An 18,592-nucleotide genomic window follows, 5' to 3' on the forward strand; every position below is an offset into this window, starting at 1 on the left:
CAAAACAGGAGGTCCCACAATGGCTCTCTCCGACGTGAAATGCCGCAACATCCGGCCCGCGTCCAAGCTGCAGAAGCTATCCGACGGCGGCGGGCTGCAGCTATGGGTCCAGCCATCGGGAACAAGGCTATGGCGTCTCGCATATCGGTTTGACGGGAAGCAGAAGCTGTTGTCTCTGGGCAGCTATCCTGTCATTTCTCTCGCGGATGCCCGCCAAGCGCGCGATGAAGCCAAACGCCTCCTCAAGGCTGGTGCCGACCCGGCCCAGCATCGCAAATTCCAGAAGGCTAATTCGCCAAAAGACACCTTTCGCTCAATCGCAGACGAATATGTTGAGAAGCTGAAGAAGGAAGGACGTGCCGATCGGACGATCAGCAAGGTCAAATGGCTGCTCGACTTTGCCTATCCGACAATCGGCGACAAGTGCATTCGGGAGATCGATACGGCAAGCATCCTTACCGCTCTTCGTCGTGTGGAGGTTCGCGGTCGATACGAGTCGGCCAGGCGCCTACGCTCAACAATTGGCACTGTGTTTCGATTCGCAATCGCGACAGCACGCGCCGAGGCAGATCCGACGATCGCCCTCAGGGGCGCGCTCATCAGCCCGACGGTCACGCCTCGTGCCGCGATTACTGATCCTAAGGCCTTGGGCGGCTTGCTGAGGGCGATCGATGCATTTGATGGACAGCCTACAACCCGAGCCGCCCTGAAGCTGATCGCACTGCTGTTTCCCCGCCCCGGCGAGCTTCGCGCGGCAGAATGGAAAGAGTTCGATTTCGAAAGCTCGGTGTGGATCGTTCCTGAAGCACGCATGAAAATGCGACGGCCGCACCGCGTACCCCTTTCAAGGCAGGCCTTGAACGTCCTGGCCTCACTCAGAGAAATTTCTGGTGGCGGATCGCTGCTGGTTCCTAGCGTTCGATCGGTTTCGCGTCCGATTTCCGACAACACGCTTAACGCCGCGCTGCGCCGTATGGGCTACGGCAAGGAGGAAGCTACCGCGCACGGTTTTCGAGCAACGGCATCAACTCTGCTAAACGAATGCGGAAAATGGCATCCGGACGCCATCGAACGGCAGCTGGCCCACGTTGAGAACAACAACGTTCGTCGTGCCTACGCCCGGGCAGAGCACTGGGAAGAGCGCGTCAAGATGATGCAATGGTGGGCCGATTACCTGGATGAACTCGAGAGCAAAAACGCGCGGGTAATCTCAATAGTGGGGCGCGGCAAGCCTGTTGTCCATGCACGACCGCGGGAGTCCACTTGGAACCCAACAGCGACAGTTCACCAAACATCGAGGCGAATCTCCAAGCTCCGAACATCACATTAACGGTCGAAGACGCCGAAGCTGGCGTGAGATGGTGGGGCCGGTATATCCTCGTGTGATCTCGTATGCTCTGGCGGACCTCTAGTTGCAAGAATTCGGATTGAGGGTGCGCCCCGCGCGAGACCACGTCGACCTGAAAAGGATAGGATGCAAGTAGGTTGGTTGCGGGGACAGGCTTCGACCTTTATCCAAACTTCTCCAATTCGATGGTTTTGCCGAGGATCGACAAAGTCAAGGATGCCGATCAGTCCGAGCGCGGTCTGTCCGGAGACCAGCCAGCATCGCCCCCCGCCAGTTATCGGCATCATGCCGCCTTCGCCCCTTCTATTTTCTTTGAAATTGTCAAGATATGTGTACCCCTAATGCCCTAAACGAGGCAACATCAAAGATGTCACTTGCTCTTCTCTTTGATGATTGTCTATAATGTTTACCATGGGTACACTGAAGCAAGACAAGCTAAAGAGCGTTCTCGAAGCCGTCCCGGCCGGCTTCGTCGTGGACGCGCCCTGGCTGGAAGCCCACGGCGTCAGCCGCTTCCTGACCCGCAAGTATATAGACAGCGGCTGGCTGCAGCGGCTTGAGCGCGGCGTATTTCGCCGACCGGCGCCGCAACCCGTCCCGCTCGACTGGCAAACTTGCCTGCTGTCCCTCCAGCACATCATGCACTATCAAATCCACGCGGGCGGCGTCACCGCGCTAGCCTTGCACGGGTTCAGCCACTACCTGCCGCTCGGGGGCCGCGCCCGAGCCTGGCTGTACGGCGACGGAATGCCGACATGGCTACCGCGCCTGAAGTTCGATGCGCCGCTGATCACCCGTGGCCTGTCACTGTTCGGCGATCCCACTCTCGGGCTAACGGACAACAAATCAGGTGACCCGGGTACGACGCTGCCCTGGGGATGGGCCTTGCGTCTCTCGTCCCCGGAACGCGCCATCATGGAAGCGCTGGACGAGCTGCCGGACAACGAAAGCTTTCACAACCTCGACATGGTGTTTGAAGGGCTCGCGACGCTAAGCCCGCGCCGGCTCACGGCGCTGTTGCAGAGCTGCCGGAAGATCAAGGTCATACGCCTGTTCTTCGTCTTTGCCGACCGCCATAATCACGCGTGGCGGCAGCATCTGAATCCCGATGAGTTCCAGCTCGGCACCGGGGACCGCGCCCTGGTGAAGGGCGGCAAAATTCACCCCCGGTACCGCATCATGGTGCCGACGGAGTTTGTTCAAGCGAAAAAGAACGGTGCCGATGGCCCGTGAAGTCTACGCCGCCCAGGTCGCCCTTCTCGTCCGCCTGCTGCCCTTCATCGCACAGGAGGAAGTGTTCGCCCTTAAAGGCGGGACCGCCATCAACCTGTTCTACCGGGATATGCCGCGCCTTTCAGTGGATATCGACCTCACCTACCTGCCGGTACGCGAGCGGGCCGAGAGCCTTGCCGACATCGACGAAACGCTCAACCGGATCGTCGCCGCCGCCACACGCGGTATACCCAAGCTCGATGCCCGCCGCATCGAGGGAGGCGGCGGCGGCGCGACCCGCATCCGCGCGCGCCTTGATGGTGCCGAGGTCAAGATAGAAACCTCACCGGTGACGCGCGGCGTCGTCCACGATCCCGAGAAGCGCACCGTATCGCCCACCGTCGAGGACGAGTTCGGCTTCGCTTCGATTCAGGTTGTGTCATTCGAGGACTTGTTCAGCGGCAAGCTTCACGCGGCCGTTGATCGCCAGCATCCGCGCGACCTGTTCGACGTGAAGCTGCTGTACGAAAACGAAGGCTTTACCGATGCCCTGTTCCGCACGTTCCTGGTTTATGTGGCGAGTTCACCCCGGCCGGTACAGGAACTGATTAAGCCGAATCTCAGCCCGCTCGACGAACCCTTCGTGCAGGAGTTCGCCGGCATGACCACGATCCCGGTTACCGTCGAAGATCTCGCCGCAGCCCGGGACCGGCTGCTGGCGGACATTGACAGCCGGATGGACGACACCGCGCGCGAATTCCTGATCGGGCTGCACGACGGCGAACTGGACTTCGAGGCCATCGGCCTGCCCCAGGCTGCTAACCTCCCCGCGATCCGCTGGAAGCTCCTGAACCTGAAAAAGCTCATAGCGGAAAATCCGGACAAGCATGCTGAACAGAAGGCAGAGCTTCTAGAAAAGCTTTCCCGCTAAAGGACCATCGCAGAGTGAAAATGGAGGGCTCCTAGCGCTTTGACACACCCGGTCCCATGCCGCTGGAAACGGTGCGCGCATTCGACACCCTGATCGACAAAGTCGTTGCACAGGGCAATCGCAGGAGCATGCTCGAACATTTCAAAGGCAATTTCGGGGGCTCTGGCCGCAGTTGCTGATCATCGGCGCAATGATCCGCGTGAATTCACGGAGAACCTGCGCCCTCCCCTCGATAACAGTCCTCAAGATAGCGCGCTCAAAGCCCGGACTGCGATCCATCCGTTTCGCACCTCGCTACCAGTCTGCACCGAATCGGCTTGGCGAACGGCTTCCGCCTTACGTGACTTCTCCTTTCTAAATGAGGACGATCTCGTCGCTGCGGAAATCGTACAGGGATAGACTTTGTGCTTCGACACCAACACGCCCGGGGTATCAGGACTCCTCGACATAACAAGCCGTCCAACCTTTGGAATTGCTCACGTCGCCTCAGGCACCAGCCACAGGGGCGGCGTCCATGAAAAATGACGGAATTTCGTATCCGCCACGAGGCCTTTCTCGTGAAGAGTCGGCCCGGTATGTTGGTGTTGGATCCACTCTTTTTGACGAGATGGTCGCTGATGGACGTATGCCGAAACCTAAGCGCATCAACAGCCGTGCCGTCTGGGATCGTGTAGCTCTCGACATCGCCTTCACGTCGTTGCCCGACAAAGACAATGGTCTCCGAGAGTTGTTGGAGCGAAGCAGGCGAGACGAGCAAAAAAAATAGAAATACGCTGATTGCGTATACGCTGAAGGCGTAGTAAAGTATCGAGAAGGCGTCACGTGAGCGAAAATGAGAAGCTTGCCCAAGAAGTGAAAGCCTGGCGGGCCAAGGAAGGGCTCACCGCCGAAGCTGCGGCCAAAGCGTTTGGAATACCGAAGCGCACGTTTGAGGGCATCGAGCAAGGCAGAGGCTTCCCCTATCCTCTCCTCCTGCGCGTTGCGATGAAAAGCAATGCTCTTTCACTCAAGGCAATGCAGGAGAAATCGTCCCTTAACGACTAACTTCAGCGGAATTGCCGGCGGGAGACTTCAATGGCCAGACCCTTCAAGGACGACAGCTACCCCGGCGTCTCTTCGCGGATCAAAAACGGCAAGATCGTTTATCGCTATCGGGCAAAAGGCATGCCGGAAATCCGGCTTCCCGGTAAGCCGGGTGATCCGGAATTCGAAGCCGAATATCAAAGGGCGACGCAGGGTCTAGGCAAGAATGCTGCGATCATCGACCTGCCTGGCCGAGCGCTGCCAAGGACCTTCGGCCATGCGGCGCGCCGGCTTGAGACGACTATGGAGTGGCTGGATTTTGACGAGGCGACGCAGCGGAAAAATGCGCGCCTGATAGAGCGTTTTCTTAATCTCAAGGTTGATCCAAAGTACCCGCTGACCTGGCGCAATACGCCGGTGGAACACATGGACGCGGATCGGCTTCGCGCCATTATCGAAGGCATTTTTGCGACAAACCGTACAGTCGCCAAGCACATGCTGGTCGCCATCAAGAAACTGCTGTGGGTCGCGACCGAGGTTGAGAAATGGATCAAGCCGCAAGACGATCCGGCACTATCCATTCGCGTGCGTGTGCCCAAGTCCACCAGCAATCCCGCTTGGCCGGTTGCAATCCGCGAGAAATTCGAGGCTCGGCATCCGATCGGCACGCCGGCACGCACGTGTTACGCGCTGGGTTTCTGGCTCGGGAACCGGCGCGGCGATATCGCCGCTTTGGAGTGGGAAGACCTCGTCACCGAGGAGATTGAACTGTTCGACGGCTCGCTGGAGTTGATCGAAGCGTTTGCTTTCCGCCAGAAGAAGAACCGCAACCGCCACGGCGGAAGGGAGATGTTCATTCCAATCGTCGACAAGCTGGCAGAGGCCCTGGAGCCGCTCGACCGCTCCCAGGGCGGCACCGTTTTGAAGAGTGCCTATAAACGGGCGTTCTCGGAAAAGAGCCTGACCGGCATGATGCGGCACTGGACACGCCAAGCGGGGATTCCCGATGGCTACACGCTCCATGGCTTGCGTCGCACCTTCGGCACATACCTCGCTGAATGCAACGTTCAGGCGCGCGCCATTATGGAAGCAATGGGGCATTCCTCCATGACCGTGACGGACGACTATGTGCGTGAGGCAAACAAGAAGCGGATCGCGGTGGATATCGCCCGTGCCATCAATCAGCGCGAGGCCAGACGGGATGCCATGAAGCAGCGAACTATCCTGCGAGTCGTCAAGTGATCAGATCGAGCCGGAACAAATCGTGGCCGATGCCGCATGCTTGGGCCCATAATGGGCCCAAAACGTTTTGGGCCGAGGTCACTTTTTCTCAATGAAATCAACAGTTATGGTGGGCCCGGAGGGACTCGAACCCCCAACCAAGCGGTTATGAGCCGCCGGCTCTAACCATTGAGCTACAGGCCCCACGCGGGCTGGCTTAGTGTTTTTCGCTCTCTCGCACAAGGCTTTCGAAAGCGCTGGCGCGAAACGCCAAAATCAGCCCATATTCGCGCCGTAGAGCGGCCTGCGCCCCTATGGCGCGAAACTGGTCCAGGCCCTTGCGCCGCTGCCGGGTATCGACGCCTTTTCGGGTCGAGGCAGATGCGGCGCGAAGCGCCGGATCGCAGACCTCGAGGAGTTTTCATGACCAGACATCTTTTGCCCATCGCGCTCGCTGCCGCGGTCGCGTTCCCGGCGCTGGCAAGCGCCGCCGACACACAGCCCCCGCCGCGCATCATCGTATCGGGCGAAGGCGAAGCGACCGTCGCGCCGGACATGGCGATCCTTTCGCTCAGCGTCATGCGCGAAGCAAAAAGCGCGCGCGAGGCGCTCGATGCCAACAACGACGCCATGGCGGTGGTGATTGCGGCGATGAAATCCGCAGGCATTGCCGACCGCGACCTGCAGACGGCAGGCATCCAGATCAACCCGCGCTACAACTACACCAACAAGGCCGACGGCAGCCAGGAAGCCGAGCTCGTCGCCTATCAGGTGACCAACACGCTGTCGGTACGCGTGCGCAATGTCGACAAGACAGGCGAGATCCTCGACAAGGCGGTGTCGCTCGGGGTCAATCAGGGCGGCGGCATCGCCTTCACCAATGACGATCCCAAGGCAACGATCACCGAGGCGCGCAAGAAGGCCGTCGCCGACGCTATGGCCAAGGCCAAGACGCTCGCCGAAGCGGCCGGCGTCAGCCTCGGCAAAGTACTCGAGATCACCGACCAGAATATTGCGCCGATGCCGATGCCGATGGCCGCCAAGTCGTTCGATGCCGCCCGCTCGCCCGTGCCGGTGCAGGCTGGCGAGAATTCCTACAACGTCCAGGTGATGGTTACCTTCGAACTGAAGTGACAATTGGCTCACGTCGCGCATGCCATCAACAAAAGCCCCGGAGGATCGATCCTTCGGGGCTTTTTTTCGAGCCGCGCCTCACCTCGAGGGGCTCCGCTACTCAAAGCTGATCCTCGCGAGGATCATGCTTCAGGCCGGACGCGGAAGGCAGAAGGTCATATCCGCCAATCGTCACAGAAGATATTTCCAGGCGATCCTCGCCTCCAGCCTCAGCGATAGATGATCGGGCAGCCGCGCTCATTGGCGAACACCACCACCACGCGGTCGCCATCCTGGCGGCCGGCCACCTTCACCGTGCGGCGGTTCATGTCGACGATGCGGGCGCGGTGCAGACCCATGCGTTCGGCCTTGTCGAGCGCGCGATCCGGCGAGCAGCCGCGCCAGTCGCGGTCGCGGCGCCAGTCACGGCGGCCATAGTCATCGTCACCACCGGTGTAAACGCCGAAACGCGGGTCGTGCTTGTTCCCGAAACCGAGATAGAGGCTGTCCGCATGCGCCGGGATGGCGCCGAGCGTGCCAAGCCCGACAAGGGCCGAAAGGGCTGCCGCCTTGATCGTGTTGAACATCGTCTTCTCTCCTTGTTGTGGGCTTTCGCCCTTCGCATTGATGATTGGCGAACCAATGATTGGAAAATGCCTTTTTGTGTCTGAACTTTCCGCGAACCGGCCATTCATGTCCGGTTCATGTAAGCGCGAACCCGCAGGGTTCGTCGCTCGTCTAGGCGCGAACCCGCCAGGGTTCGTCGCTCATCGTCAAAACCCAGAACCCCGTCAGGGTTCGTCATCCAGATGCGAACCGGTTACGGTTCGTCATCCAGATGCGAATCCGTCAGGGTTCGTCGTCCAGTATATAATCAAAATAATCGTCCGGCTCGGCCAGGTCGGTTTCCTTGGCCTTCACCCGACCCTGGATCGAAATGCCGGCTTCGTGCACGGTCTCGGCGCTTCCCGAAACAAGTCTGTGCCACCAGTAGAGATCGTGGCCCTCGGCGATCAGGCGGTAGGCACAGGTTTTTGGCAGCCAGGTGATGATGCGCACATTCTGCGGCGTCAGCCCGACGCAATCGGGTACGCGTGCAAGCCTGTTCTCATAGTCCGAGCAGCGGCATTTGTCGGCATCGAACAGCCGGCAGCCGACGCTTGTCCAGAAGATCTCGCCCGTATCCTCGTCCTCGAGCTTCGACAGGCAGCATTTGCCGCAGCCGTCGCAAAGCGATTCCCATTCGGCCGGGGTCATCGCCTCAAGCGTTTTGGTTTTCCAGAATGGCGCGGTCATTTCGGTGGATTTGGCCCTACTCGGCCTTCCGGTCAAGCACTGCTGTCACAGTGACCCGGTATCAACATTAGAAAAACACGAAATTGCCTTCAAAAGGCCGGTCGGGCATCCTTGGCTGGCGCCAATGCCCGGCGGAACCAATTGCGGTTGATGAAAGTTTTGGGCAGGGATGGGACCCCACTAGGAGAAAATTGATATGAAACGCCAACCACGGATTCTGGCGGGCACTGCAATCGGCCTGCTTATGGCATCCGCGCCGTTGGGCGCGTACCCGCTGCAGGGGGGTGTCGCTTCCGGCGGCCTGCACGGCACACCGCTCGTCCTGGCGCAGGCCGCCTGTGCCGAAGGCCAGTCGGCCGAGGAATGCGCCCAAGCCGGCCAACAGGGGGAGCAGCCGCGGAAGAAGAAGCGCGAGCAGCAACAGCAAAGCGAATCGGCGCCAGCCGGACAAGCCGCACCCGCCGAGTCCGAGCAGAAACCGAGCAAGAAGCGGCAGGAACTGCAGCAGACGCAGTCCGGCCAGTCCGGCGAGGCTGCACCGGCCGAGCAGCAGCTCAAGCCGCGCAAGAAGCGCGAACAGCAACAGCAGACCGAGACTGCACCGGCCGATCAGGGCGGTCAGCCTGCAACCGAAGAGCAGCAGCCGCGCAAGAAGAAGCGCAACCAGGCCGAATCGGCGCCGGCTGAGCAACCGGCCGAGCAGGTCGCTCCCGACCAGCAACAGCAACTGCGCAAGAAGAAGCTCAATCAGCAGCAGCAAAGCGAGACGGCCCCGGCCGAGCAGGTCGCCCCCGAGCAGCAGCAACAACTGCGCAAGAAGAAGCTCGGTCAACAGCAGCAAGGCGAGACGGCCCCGACCGAGCAGGTCGCCCCCGAGCAGCAGCAGCAACTGCGCAAGAAGAAGCTCGGTCAACAGCAGCAAGGCGAGACGGCCCCGGCCGAGCAGGTCGCCCCCGAGCAGCAGCAGCAACTGCGCAAGAAGAAGCTCAATCAGCAGCAGCAAGCCGCGCCTGCGGAACAGCCGTCAGAACAGCCGGCAAATGACAACCAGGCCGGAAAGAAACGCAAGCAGGGCCAGCAACCTGCCGAGCAGGGCCAGACCCCTGCCGAACAGGCACCCGCAGGTAAGCTCAAGCCGTTGCCGGTTCCGGGGACCGAGCAGGCACCGGCCGGGACCGAGCAGGCACCGGCTCAAGAGGAACAGCCTTCGAACCAGAACAAGAGGCAAGCTAAGAAACCGCTGACGGAGCAGCCCGCAACGGGGCAGCAGCAGCCTTCCACCGGCGAACAGCCTGCCAATAACAATCAGCCCGCGACTGGCGGCAATGCCGCGCAAGGCGAAGCTCCCGCCAACCCGAACGAAGCGCCTCTCCTCGACAGCCAGAAGGATGTCTTGCGCAGGCACAAAGGCCGTCAGCCGGCCGCCCAGAACGAGGATGGCCAGGTCGAGCAAGGCGGCGGCAACCAGGCCGAACAGCAAGGCGGCCAGCAGGCCCAGAAGCAGGCTCCTGTCAATCAGGGCCCGCCGCCCACCGACGACAAAACGGCGCAGCAGGCGATCAAGCCCGAGAAGATCGTCCCTTTGACCGAGGAGAAGGGCAAGCGGATCGACCTTACGCCCGAGCAGGTTGTGCGCGAGCGCCGCCGGCCGCAGGGCGCGGATGTCGTGAAGCAGTTCGGCGACCGCGTGATACTGCAGTTCAACAACCAGACGTTTGTGGAAAGCAACGAGGCGCCTCGCATCACCCGCGGCGCCAAGGACGTCTACTACGAGGATCTGTCGGGCGACCGCACCCGCGAGACGGTCGAACGCGGCAACGGCATCCGTGTCGTCACCATCCGCAATCGTTATGGCGACGTCATCCAGCGTTCGCGCGTCATGCCGGACGGCCGGGAATATATCCTCAGCTATGTCGACGAGCGGCAATACCAGGATGACGGCGATTGGCGCGATCCGGGCGACGACCTGCCGCCGATGCGGCTGGACATCCCGCGCCGGGACTACATTCTCGACTCCGAGGATGTCGAGAGCGACGACGACTATTACAATTTCCTCGAGCAGCCGCCGGTGGAAAAGGTGCAGCGCCTCTACTCGATCGACGAGGTGAAGCGGTCGGCCCGCGTGCGTGACATCGCCCGGCGTATCGATCTCGACACGCTGAACTTCGACTTCGGCTCGGCCACAATCTCCGACACCGAGGTGCAGAAGCTCGATGGCGTCGCCAACGCCATCGAAAAGCTGCTGAAGAAAAACCCGGCCGAGACCTTCCTGATCGAAGGTCATACCGACGCCGTCGGTACGCCGGACGCAAACCTCGCTCTGTCGGACCGCCGCGCCGAAGCGGTAGCCGAGGCACTCACCAACGCCTTCGGCATCCCGGCCGAGAATCTCACCACGCAGGGCTATGGCGAGGAGTATCTCAAGGTGAACACGCCCGGTCCGAACCGTGAGAACCGCCGCGTCGCCATCCGCCGCATCACCTCGCTGGTGGCGCCGGTGGCAAGCAACAGCGACCAGCAATGAGCGTATGATTTCAATGTCCTGATCGGATTTCTGGAATCACCGCGCAAGATGAAGGCCCGTCCGCTCCGGACGGGCCTTTTCCTTGCCGGCTCAAGAAGAATTGTCCTGCCTGGCCGGCCCTGCTCATTGAATCGCCGCATTGCGACACCCAGATTCTGTGCAGGGCGTTCCCTGCCCTGTCCCGACTCCAGCGGGACACACTGAGCCCCGCCGGGTCCCCTCTCCGGCGGGGTTTTTTGTCTTGAAAACCGGCATCATCTTGCCGAAATGCGGCCTGGAGCAATTTCAGGAAAAGTGCCCGGCGGTTAGGTCTGGCCTCGCCGTGGCATCAACAGATGGATTATCCCAGGCACCTCTAGAAGGTTCGCCTTATCTTCGTGTCCGAGTTCGCAAACACTTCATCGGGGACGAAAAAGTCGCCCGCGAGCTGATCGGCCCCACCCGGCGCATAGACCGAAAAGTCCGTGACGCCTTCGGCGCGCAGCACCTCTTCGTCGATGTAGAAATTGCCGGTCGCCTCGCGCGACGGGCGCATGAAGATCGCATGCGCCGCATCGGCCATGATGTCGGGCGAGCGGCTCATCGCCGCCACTGTCGCGCCGCCCAGAAGATTGCGCACGGCGGCGGTATCGATGGTCGAGATCGGCCATAGCGAATTGACGGCGATGCCATCCTTGGCGAACTCGGCGCTCATGCCCAAAGTGCACATCGACATGCCGAACTTGGCTATGGTGTAGGCGACGTGGTTCTTGAACCACTTGGCCTTCATGTCGAGCGGCGGCGCCAGATTCAGGATGTGAGGATTCTTTGCCAACTTAAAGTGGGGAATGCACATTTTGGAGACCAGGAAGGTGCCGCGCGTGTTGATCTGGTGCATCAGATCGTAGCGCTTCATGTCGGTCTCCAGCGTGCCGGTAAGCTGGATGGCGCTGGCATTGTTGACGCAGATGTCGATGCCACCGAACTTCTCGACGGTCTTGGCCACCGCATCGGCAACCTGAGCCTCGTCGCGGATATCGCAAAGCACCGGCAGCGCCTTGCCGCCGGCCTGCTCGATCTCCTCGGCCGCGCTGTAGATCGTGCCCGGCAGTTTCGGATGCGGCTCGGCGGTCTTGGCCGCGATCGTCACATTGGCGCCGTCGCGCGCCGCGCGCAGCGCGATCGCCAGCCCGATGCCGCGCGATCCGCCCGAGATGAACAACGTCTTTCCGTTGAGCGACATCCTTCGCCTCCCTCTGCATGTGGGAGGCAACTTGCGCGGCGGACAGCCGTGGCGCAAGGCCCAACGCGCCGGTCCGAGGTTACCCAGCGTCGTGCCGAAAACGTCTAGACCAGCACCAGCCCCTGTCGCATCGCAATCGCAATCGCGTCGGTGCGGTTGGCGGCGCCGAGCTTGATCAGGATCGCGGCGACATGGAACTTCGCCGTGTGCACGGAAATGTTGAGCCGCCGGGCGATCACCTTGTTCGGCGCGCCTTCGGCCAGCAGCGCCAGCACCTCCGCCTCGCGCGGCGACAAGGCCGGGCGCGCCTGATGGTCGTCCAGCACCTCCTCTTCGGCGAGCCCATCATGGAAATCGCCATGCACGACCTCCGACGACCTGCTGATGCGATAGCCGGAAGCGGCCAGCCGTGCCGCGGCGGCGATCAGCAGGCCATCCGCCGACGGCGGCAGCACGGCAACCACGTTGCCGGGAAGCCGTTCGTGCCCGATACGGCGGGAAAGTAGGACAACGGGCATCGTCGAGCTGACAGCTCGGCTTTCCAAAGCGGTGTCGTCGGCCACCGCGACATCCGCCGCCTGACCGGTGCTGCTCCCGGCCAGCATCGGCAGCAGGTCGTCGCTGGCGGCGAGCGCGTCGGCAAGTTGCTCGGCGCGCTGGGCATCGCCGAGTGCTACCAGCACCGTCAGCCGCTGAGCTGACAGTTCTGGTCGAGCGATCGCTTGCGCTGCGCTGTTCGCCATCGGCCCTCTCAGCTTAGCGGCTTCTCGCCGATGGTGATCGGCACGTCGCGCTGTGCGCCGCCGCTCGAAACGCCCAGCGTCACGGTCGTGCCGGCACTATCCGGCCCGAGCTTGCGGATAAGCTCGCGCGGGCCATGCACGGCCTCGCCATTCCAGGCGACGATGATGTCGCCGATATGCAGGCCGGCGGCCTTGGCCGGACCGTTATCGTCGAGGCTCATCACCATCGCGCCTTTGGTGTCGCCAGTGCGGATCGGATGCAGCCCGGCACCGAGATAGCCGCGCGCCACATGGCCCTTCTCGCGCAATGTCGCCACCGCTCGCTCGATGGTCTCGTAGGGCATGACCAGCGCGCGCCGGCGCGGTCCGAACAGGAGCATGCCGATCAGCCCACCCCTGGCGTCGAGCACCGGACCGCCCTCGAAGCGGCTGCCGGTATTGATGGCGAGGTTGATGCGCCGGTCGATCGTGCCGCCGCGCATCGAGCGCCAGGCAGGCCCGACTTCGCCGACAGTGCCGGATACGGCGAGCGCGGCTCCCTCGCTGCTGCCGACGGCAATCGCCAGGTTGCCGGGACGCACGGCAGCGGCCTGTGCCAGTTGCGGCAAGCCGGCGGAAGCGGAAGCCGGCCTCAGCAGGGCAACGCCCGTCGAAGGATCGCGCCCGACGAGTTCGGCCTTCACGGTCTCGCCCGAGGCCAGTGTCAGCTCGATCTCCTCGCCGGCTTCGACCGCTTCCTCTGCCGTGACAAAGAAGCCGTCATGCCAGTGAAAGGCGCTCGCGGTGCGGTGATGGTGCGTGGCAAAACTCGCCATCGCCGGAGCAGCAGTGGCCGCCACGTCCGCAATGGCGTCGGAAAAGGCACTGAGGTTGAAGTCGCTCATAAGAATATCTCCTGGGTTCGGTGACCCAGATATTGCTCAGTGGCGCCGCCGCGGGTACTCGCCTGACGGCTAGTCGGCGGCCGGACTGGCCATATGGTCAGGTCGCGGCGCCTGCGGCTGCTCCGCACATATAGTGCGTGTCGCCCAAAAGTGCTGCGCGGTTTTGGGGCAACGACACGCACCAAGGAAAAAACATCATTCCACATGGGAACACACCGATGGCTTTAGCGGCCGAAAAACTTCCCCCCGACGACACCTTGCTCGATGCATATTCGGCATCCGTTGCCGACGCCGTCGACCGCATCGGTCCGGCCGTCTGCTGCATCGAACGTATCGGCGCCGGCGGCCACGGCTCCGGTTTCGTCATCGCGCAGGACGGCCTGGTCGTCACCAACTTCCATGTCGTCGGCGATGCGCGCTCCGTGCGTGTCACCATGCCGGACGGCGCCTCACGCGAGGGCCACGTGCTCGGCCGCGATCCCGACACCGACATTGCGCTGGTGCGCGCCGACGGCAACTTTGCCGATGTCGCGCCGCTCGGCGATTCCAAGCGCCTGCGCCGCGGCCAGATCGCGATCGCGATCGGCAATCCGCTTGGTTTCGAATGGACTGTCACCGCAGGCGTCGTTTCCGCGCTCGGCCGCTCGATGCGCGCTTCCACCGGACGGCTGATCGACGATGTCATCCAGACCGATGCCGCGCTCAATCCCGGCAATTCCGGCGGGCCGCTGGTGTCGTCGGCGGGCGAGGTGATCGGCGTCAACACCGCCATGATCCACGGCGCGCAAGGCATCGCCTTTGCGGTCGCCTCCAACACTGCCAATTTCGTCATCTCCGAGATCATCCGCTTCGGCCGCGTGCGGCGTGCCTTCATCGGTGTTTCGGCCGACACGACCAACCTGCCGCGCCGGGCAGCACTCTTGTCGCAGGTGACCACCAACACGGCGGTGCGCCTGCGCGGCGTCGAGAAGAACGGTCCCGCCGCAAAGGCCGGCCTGAAGGAAGGCGACATCATCGCCGCCATCGACGGCCGGCCGGTCACCGGCGTCGACGATCTCGTGCGCTTGCTCGACGCCGAGCGCATCGGCCGCGAGACGCTCTGCACGGTCGTGCGCCGCAGCGGTATCAGCCAAGTGGTGGTGACGCCGGTGGCAAGGAGTTGATCCGTCCGGGCCGGACAATCCGCTCAAGCAGCGACACCAGCACTCTTGCCAGTTCGCCGCTCGGGTCGAGGTCAGGATCGTAGATCGTCATGTCCATGCCGATGCAACGCCGGTCCGCCGCCAATGGCGACAGGATGGCGACGAGATCGTCTGGATCGATGCCGGGACTGCCGGGCGAATCCACGGCCGGCATCACCGCCTGGTCGAGCACGTCGACATCGAGATGCAGCCAGTAGGGACAATCGGCGCGCGCCAGCGTCGGCCTTGTCCTCTCCAGCACTCCGGCAGCGCCCAGTTCCTGCACCGCGAAGACATCGATGCGCATGATCGCGGTGGCGTTGATATCGGCCCAGGCAAAGTCGGGATCGCGGCTGTTACGCTCGCCGATCTGCACCACCGCCTCGTCCGCGACGAGCGGTCCGGCAACGCTCGGCCATCCGGTAAGCAGCAACTCCCCCCTACCGGTGGCAAGCGCCAGATCCATGCCGGCGGCGGAACCGAGCATGGCGTTGGCATCGTAATTGCCGGGATGGCGGAAGTCGCTGTGGCCATCGACATGCACTAGCGCGACGGGACCCGATCGCCTCGCGGCCGCCAACGCGCCAAGCAGCACCGAGCAATCGCCGCCGATGACCAGCGGCCACTCGCTTCGCCCGAGCGCATCGGCAACTGCGTCGGCCAGTACGAGATTGAAACGGCGGATGGCATGCCCGTTGCGCAACCGGGTGCCGGGCTCCGGTTCTGTGCTGTAGGCAGGCCGCTCGAGATCGACGACGGCGGCGGGCGCCAATGCTTCGACCAGGCCGGCCTTGGTCAGAGCCTCGGGCCCGCGCCAAGTGCCGGGCACATGGCCCGGCCGCAGCGGCCGCAGACCTAGATTGGAAGGCGCACGAAAAAGGCAGATATCGCGCATGCGGCAGAACCCGGTTCAACGCTCTCTACAGCATAGGTCGCCGCGAAGGGTTCCGGCCATATGGCCGGAGCCGAATGCCGACATCTGCTGCCAGCGCGAGGCTTAGCCTCCTGCCGCGCCGCCCGCATATTGCGCCAGAAACTCTCCGTCGGGCGGTATCGGCTTGATGACGTCGATCAGTACTCCGTTCGGATCCTTTGTTATGAAATGGCGCTGGCCGAAGGGCTCGTCTCGCAGCGGGCACAGGATCGGCAGGCCGGCGGCGACAACGCGTTCATACACCGCATCGGGATCGCGGACTTCGAAATTGATCAGCAGGCCCGACGTGCGGCCGCGTCCCTCCTCGGGGATCGTTTCGTGGTCGCCCTGGACGATGCCGAGATTGACGCGGCGATCCTCGGCCGACCGCAGATGCACATACCAGTCGCTCGCAAACAGCGGCTCGAAGCGGAAGTGCTCGACATAAAAATCCGCCGTGCCTGCCACATCGCCCGTCATCAGCACCGGATAGTAGCTCGTCGTCTTCATCTTTCTTTCTCCTGTCACACAACATACAGTTTGTATGTAAATGGGATAACATATAGGCTGCATGTATGCAAATTGGATCCGGACGCCGCTCCAACCGCGATCGCACCGAGGCGACGCGCGCCGACCTGATCAGGGCGGCGCGAACGCTTTTCAGGGAAAAATCCTACGCCGACACCGGGACGCCGGAGATCGTTGCCGCCGCAGGTGTCACGCGTGGGGCGCTCTACCATCACTTTGCCGACAAGCAGGCGCTGTTCGCCGCCGTGGTCGAACAGGAGGCAGCGATGGTGGCAGCCGAGGTCGACCATGCATCGCCGGTGTCGCTGCCTGCTCGCGAGGCCCTTATCGCGGGCTCGGACGCCTATCTCGCTGCCATGCGCGCGCCAGGTCGCACCCGGATGTTGCTGATCGACGGGCCTGCCGTGCTTGGCCGCGCCGCGATGGACGAGATCGACAACAGCCACGGCAATCGCTCCTTGCGCGAAGGCCTGGTCGCGGCGATGCGCGCGCAGTCGATGGCTAGACTGCCGGTCGAGGCGCTCACCGCCTTGCTGGCCGCCGCCTTCGACCGTGCCGCCCTTGCCATTGAGGCCGGCGCGTCCGCCGAGGATTATCGCGCGGTGCTGGTCGCACTCATCGACGGCCTGTCTCCGGCCCCTCTTCCGTCCACTCGCCCGGCTCCATCTCGTTGAAGCAACCGAGCTGCCGCTTGAATTCGTCGATCAGCCAGGTCGCCGCCGGCTTGGGGCTGCGGTCGTTGCGGTGCATGGCATAAAGCGGCGAGCGCACCTCGCGATAGGGCTCGAGATCGAGCTCGACCAGCCGGCCGCTGGCGAGGTCGTCGGCGATCAGCCAGCGCGGCAAGCCGCCCCAGCCGAGACCCTCGCGCATCAAGGCATGCTTGGTGCGCACATCCGTCAACCGCCAGGTCCGATAGGCAAACACGCCATAGTCGCGCCCGCGCGTCCGCTCCGACTGGTCGGAGACGACGAGTTGGATATGCTCGCGCAGGTCCTCGACGGCCACCGGCTTCGGCAGATTGGCCAATGGGTGGTCAGGCGCCGCCGCCGGCACCAGCGAGATGAAGCCGATGCGCAGCAGATTGACGTCGGCATCACCTTGCAGGCCGCCGAAGCCGAGATCCGACTGGCCGTTGACGACCTGGTCGACGATCAGTCCGAGCGAGCCGATATAAAGCCGCAGCATGACCGCCGGGAACTGGGCCTCGAAGGCCTTGAGCACCCGCACCAGCGCCGGCGAGGGCAGCGCCACGTCGACCGACACCGCCACTTCCGCCTCAAGCCCTTGCCGGTAGCCGTCGGCGCGCGAACGGATGCGCTGCAGGACCCCGACCATGCGCCGCGCGTCCTCCAGCATCGCCTTGCCGACATCGGTCAGTTGCGGCTCACGCACACCTTCGCGCTCGAACAGCTTCAGGCCGAGCTGTGCTTCGAGATTGGCGATGCCGTAGCTCACCACCGACTGCGCCCGGTTGAGCTTGCGCCCCGCTGCCGAGAAGCTGCCCGTATCGGCCACCGCCACCAGGATCTGCAATTGGTCAAGCGTGGGATTTGGCTGCATGATCAATCCATATTGTCGATGGATACCATGTAAATTATACCAGTTTTCCAGATATGACGGCAATCCCATATTGGTGGGGAGAGTTTCAATCCAACCCCAAGGGGATACCGCCATGTCTATTCTTCTCATTACGTCCAGCCCGCGCGGCGCTGCTTCGCACTCAAGCCGCGTCGCCACCGATCTTGCCCAGAAGCTGGTTGCCGCCGACCCTTCGAACACGCTCGTCGTGCGCGATCTGGTCGCCAGTCCGCTGCCGCATATCGATCCCGACTACGCCACCGGCATCTACACGCCGGCCGAAGCCCGCACGCCGCGCCAGGCCGAGGTCGTCGGCGTCTCCGACGCCGTGCTTGATGAGCTTTTCGCCGCCGACATCGTGATCCTCGCCACCGGCTTCATCAACTTCAACATCTCCTCGACGCTGAAGTCGTGGGTCGACCATGTCGCCCGCTCAGGCAAGACGTTTGCCTATGGCGAAGGCGGTCCGAAGGGTCTCGTCGCCGGCAAGAAGGTCTATATCGTGCTCGCTTCCGGGGGCATCTATTCCGAAGGCGCGGCCGTGCAGATGGATCACGCCGTTCCCTATCTGCGCAGCGTGCTCGGCTTCCTCGGTATGACCGACGTCGAAGTCATTCGCGTCGAAGGCGTCGGCATGGGCGCTGATGCCGTCACCGCCGCGCTGGCCAAGGCCACCGCCAAGGTCGATGCGATCGCGGCCGCCAATGCCGACCAGGTTGCAGCCGCAGCCTGAAACCGGTGCGCCAGGAAGAAAGGGGCAGGCGCCCGCCAGCGCCTGCCCTTTCGTGCATTCGCCTCCGGCAATCGGCTTTCAACGGCGGCAGCATCACCGCCGAGATGGCGATCCTTGCGTAGGATAGAGCCGAGGCTGC

The 18,592-nt window shown here is 62.8% G+C and carries 19 protein-coding genes and 1 tRNA gene; 11 read left to right on the top strand and 9 right to left on the bottom strand.

What is annotated here, in order from left to right; all coding sequences use genetic code 11:
• Nucleotides 1–19 precede the first annotated feature (19 nt).
• The 6 genes from RFM68_RS19335 (at nucleotide 20) to RFM68_RS19360 (ending at nucleotide 5,756) form a co-directional block, all read left to right on the top strand.
• Nucleotides 20–1,330, top strand: coding sequence for a tyrosine-type recombinase/integrase (locus tag RFM68_RS19335; RefSeq protein ID WP_320234605.1), 1,311 nt, complete (start codon nucleotides 20–22; stop codon nucleotides 1,328–1,330).
• Between the two features lie 420 nt (nucleotides 1,331–1,750).
• A complete protein-coding gene (locus tag RFM68_RS19340; protein ID WP_320234606.1) occupies nucleotides 1,751–2,581 on the top strand; it encodes a type IV toxin-antitoxin system AbiEi family antitoxin domain-containing protein in 831 nt (276 codons plus the stop codon).
• On the top strand, nucleotides 2,571–3,491 hold the full coding sequence (locus RFM68_RS19345) for a nucleotidyl transferase AbiEii/AbiGii toxin family protein (RefSeq protein WP_320234607.1): 921 nt from the start codon (nucleotides 2,571–2,573) through the stop codon (nucleotides 3,489–3,491). Before RFM68_RS19340 ends, RFM68_RS19345 begins: the two co-directional genes overlap by 11 nt.
• Nucleotides 3,492–4,005: 514 nt before the next feature.
• Nucleotides 4,006–4,257 (top strand): helix-turn-helix transcriptional regulator, encoded by a 252-nt coding sequence (locus tag RFM68_RS19350; RefSeq protein ID WP_320234608.1) that lies wholly within the window; start codon nucleotides 4,006–4,008, stop codon nucleotides 4,255–4,257.
• A gap of 56 nt (nucleotides 4,258–4,313) precedes the next feature.
• A complete protein-coding gene (locus RFM68_RS19355; protein ID WP_320234609.1) occupies nucleotides 4,314–4,535 on the top strand; it encodes a helix-turn-helix domain-containing protein in 222 nt (73 codons plus the stop codon).
• Nucleotides 4,536–4,565: 30 nt separating this feature from the next.
• Complete coding sequence (locus RFM68_RS19360) at nucleotides 4,566–5,756, top strand: tyrosine-type recombinase/integrase (RefSeq protein WP_320234610.1); 1,191 nt, start codon at nucleotides 4,566–4,568, stop codon at nucleotides 5,754–5,756.
• A 107-nt stretch (nucleotides 5,757–5,863) separates the two neighbouring features.
• Here the strand turns inward: RFM68_RS19360 and RFM68_RS19365 are convergent.
• Nucleotides 5,864–5,939, bottom strand: a tRNA-Ile gene (locus RFM68_RS19365).
• 219 nt (nucleotides 5,940–6,158) lie between these two features.
• On the opposite strand from RFM68_RS19365, the gene RFM68_RS19370 reads away from it, so the two are divergent.
• Nucleotides 6,159–6,869, top strand: a complete 711-nt coding sequence (locus RFM68_RS19370; RefSeq protein WP_320234611.1) for an SIMPL domain-containing protein — start codon at nucleotides 6,159–6,161, stop codon at nucleotides 6,867–6,869.
• Between the two features lie 209 nt (nucleotides 6,870–7,078).
• Here RFM68_RS19370 and RFM68_RS19375 read toward each other — a convergent pair whose 3' ends face one another.
• Nucleotides 7,079–7,435 carry a hypothetical protein gene (locus RFM68_RS19375; protein ID WP_320234612.1) on the bottom strand — a complete coding sequence of 119 codons (357 nt, stop codon included), beginning with the start codon at nucleotides 7,433–7,435 and terminating at the stop codon, nucleotides 7,079–7,081.
• A 262-nt stretch (nucleotides 7,436–7,697) separates the two neighbouring features.
• Nucleotides 7,698–8,144 (bottom strand): YcgN family cysteine cluster protein, encoded by a 447-nt coding sequence (locus RFM68_RS19380; RefSeq protein WP_320234613.1) that lies wholly within the window; start codon nucleotides 8,142–8,144, stop codon nucleotides 7,698–7,700.
• Between the two features lie 196 nt (nucleotides 8,145–8,340).
• Between RFM68_RS19380 and RFM68_RS19385 the strand changes: the two genes are divergently transcribed.
• On the top strand, nucleotides 8,341–10,668 hold the full coding sequence (locus RFM68_RS19385) for an OmpA family protein (RefSeq protein WP_320234614.1): 2,328 nt from the start codon (nucleotides 8,341–8,343) through the stop codon (nucleotides 10,666–10,668).
• A gap of 355 nt (nucleotides 10,669–11,023) precedes the next feature.
• Here RFM68_RS19385 and RFM68_RS19390 read toward each other — a convergent pair whose 3' ends face one another.
• The 3 genes from RFM68_RS19390 to RFM68_RS19400 all read right to left on the bottom strand — a co-directional run bounded on the left by RFM68_RS19390 (nucleotide 11,024) and on the right by RFM68_RS19400 (nucleotide 13,517).
• On the bottom strand, nucleotides 11,024–11,890 hold the full coding sequence (locus RFM68_RS19390; protein ID WP_320234615.1) for an SDR family oxidoreductase: 867 nt from the start codon (nucleotides 11,888–11,890) through the stop codon (nucleotides 11,024–11,026).
• Nucleotides 11,891–11,994: 104 nt separating this feature from the next.
• Nucleotides 11,995–12,633, bottom strand: a complete 639-nt coding sequence (locus RFM68_RS19395; RefSeq protein WP_320234616.1) for a helix-turn-helix transcriptional regulator — start codon at nucleotides 12,631–12,633, stop codon at nucleotides 11,995–11,997.
• Between the two features lie 8 nt (nucleotides 12,634–12,641).
• On the bottom strand, nucleotides 12,642–13,517 hold the full coding sequence (locus RFM68_RS19400; RefSeq protein WP_320234617.1) for a S1C family serine protease: 876 nt from the start codon (nucleotides 13,515–13,517) through the stop codon (nucleotides 12,642–12,644).
• A gap of 218 nt (nucleotides 13,518–13,735) precedes the next feature.
• Between RFM68_RS19400 and RFM68_RS19405 the strand changes: the two genes are divergently transcribed.
• On the top strand, nucleotides 13,736–14,680 hold the full coding sequence (locus RFM68_RS19405; protein ID WP_320234618.1) for a S1C family serine protease: 945 nt from the start codon (nucleotides 13,736–13,738) through the stop codon (nucleotides 14,678–14,680).
• Here RFM68_RS19405 and RFM68_RS19410 read toward each other — a convergent pair.
• Together RFM68_RS19410 and RFM68_RS19415 are read right to left on the bottom strand one after the other, a co-directional pair.
• The gene (locus RFM68_RS19410) at nucleotides 14,643–15,593 is read right to left on the bottom strand and encodes an arginase family protein (protein ID WP_320234619.1); all 951 of its coding nucleotides are present in this window, start codon (nucleotides 15,591–15,593) and stop codon (nucleotides 14,643–14,645) included. The two genes, RFM68_RS19405 and RFM68_RS19410, sit on opposite strands and share 38 nt — an antisense overlap.
• A gap of 102 nt (nucleotides 15,594–15,695) precedes the next feature.
• Nucleotides 15,696–16,121 carry a VOC family protein gene (locus RFM68_RS19415; protein ID WP_320234620.1) on the bottom strand — a complete coding sequence of 142 codons (426 nt, stop codon included), beginning with the start codon at nucleotides 16,119–16,121 and terminating at the stop codon, nucleotides 15,696–15,698.
• Between the two features lie 65 nt (nucleotides 16,122–16,186).
• Between RFM68_RS19415 and RFM68_RS19420 the strand changes: the two genes are divergently transcribed.
• Entirely contained in the window at nucleotides 16,187–16,813 is a 627-nt protein-coding gene (locus tag RFM68_RS19420; RefSeq protein WP_320234621.1) for a TetR/AcrR family transcriptional regulator, read from the top strand.
• Here the strand turns inward: RFM68_RS19420 and RFM68_RS19425 are convergent.
• A complete protein-coding gene (locus tag RFM68_RS19425) occupies nucleotides 16,755–17,702 on the bottom strand; it encodes a LysR family transcriptional regulator (protein ID WP_320234622.1) in 948 nt (315 codons plus the stop codon). The genes RFM68_RS19420 and RFM68_RS19425 overlap by 59 nt on opposite strands.
• Before the next feature lie 112 nt (nucleotides 17,703–17,814).
• Between RFM68_RS19425 and RFM68_RS19430 the strand changes: the two genes are divergently transcribed.
• On the top strand, nucleotides 17,815–18,453 hold the full coding sequence (locus RFM68_RS19430; RefSeq protein ID WP_320234623.1) for an FMN-dependent NADH-azoreductase: 639 nt from the start codon (nucleotides 17,815–17,817) through the stop codon (nucleotides 18,451–18,453).
• Nucleotides 18,454–18,592: the final 139 nt, after the last annotated feature.

It is taken from the genome of Mesorhizobium montanum, assembly GCF_033977145.1.
GTDB classification, from domain to species: Bacteria; Pseudomonadota; Alphaproteobacteria; order Rhizobiales; family Rhizobiaceae; genus Mesorhizobium; species Mesorhizobium montanum.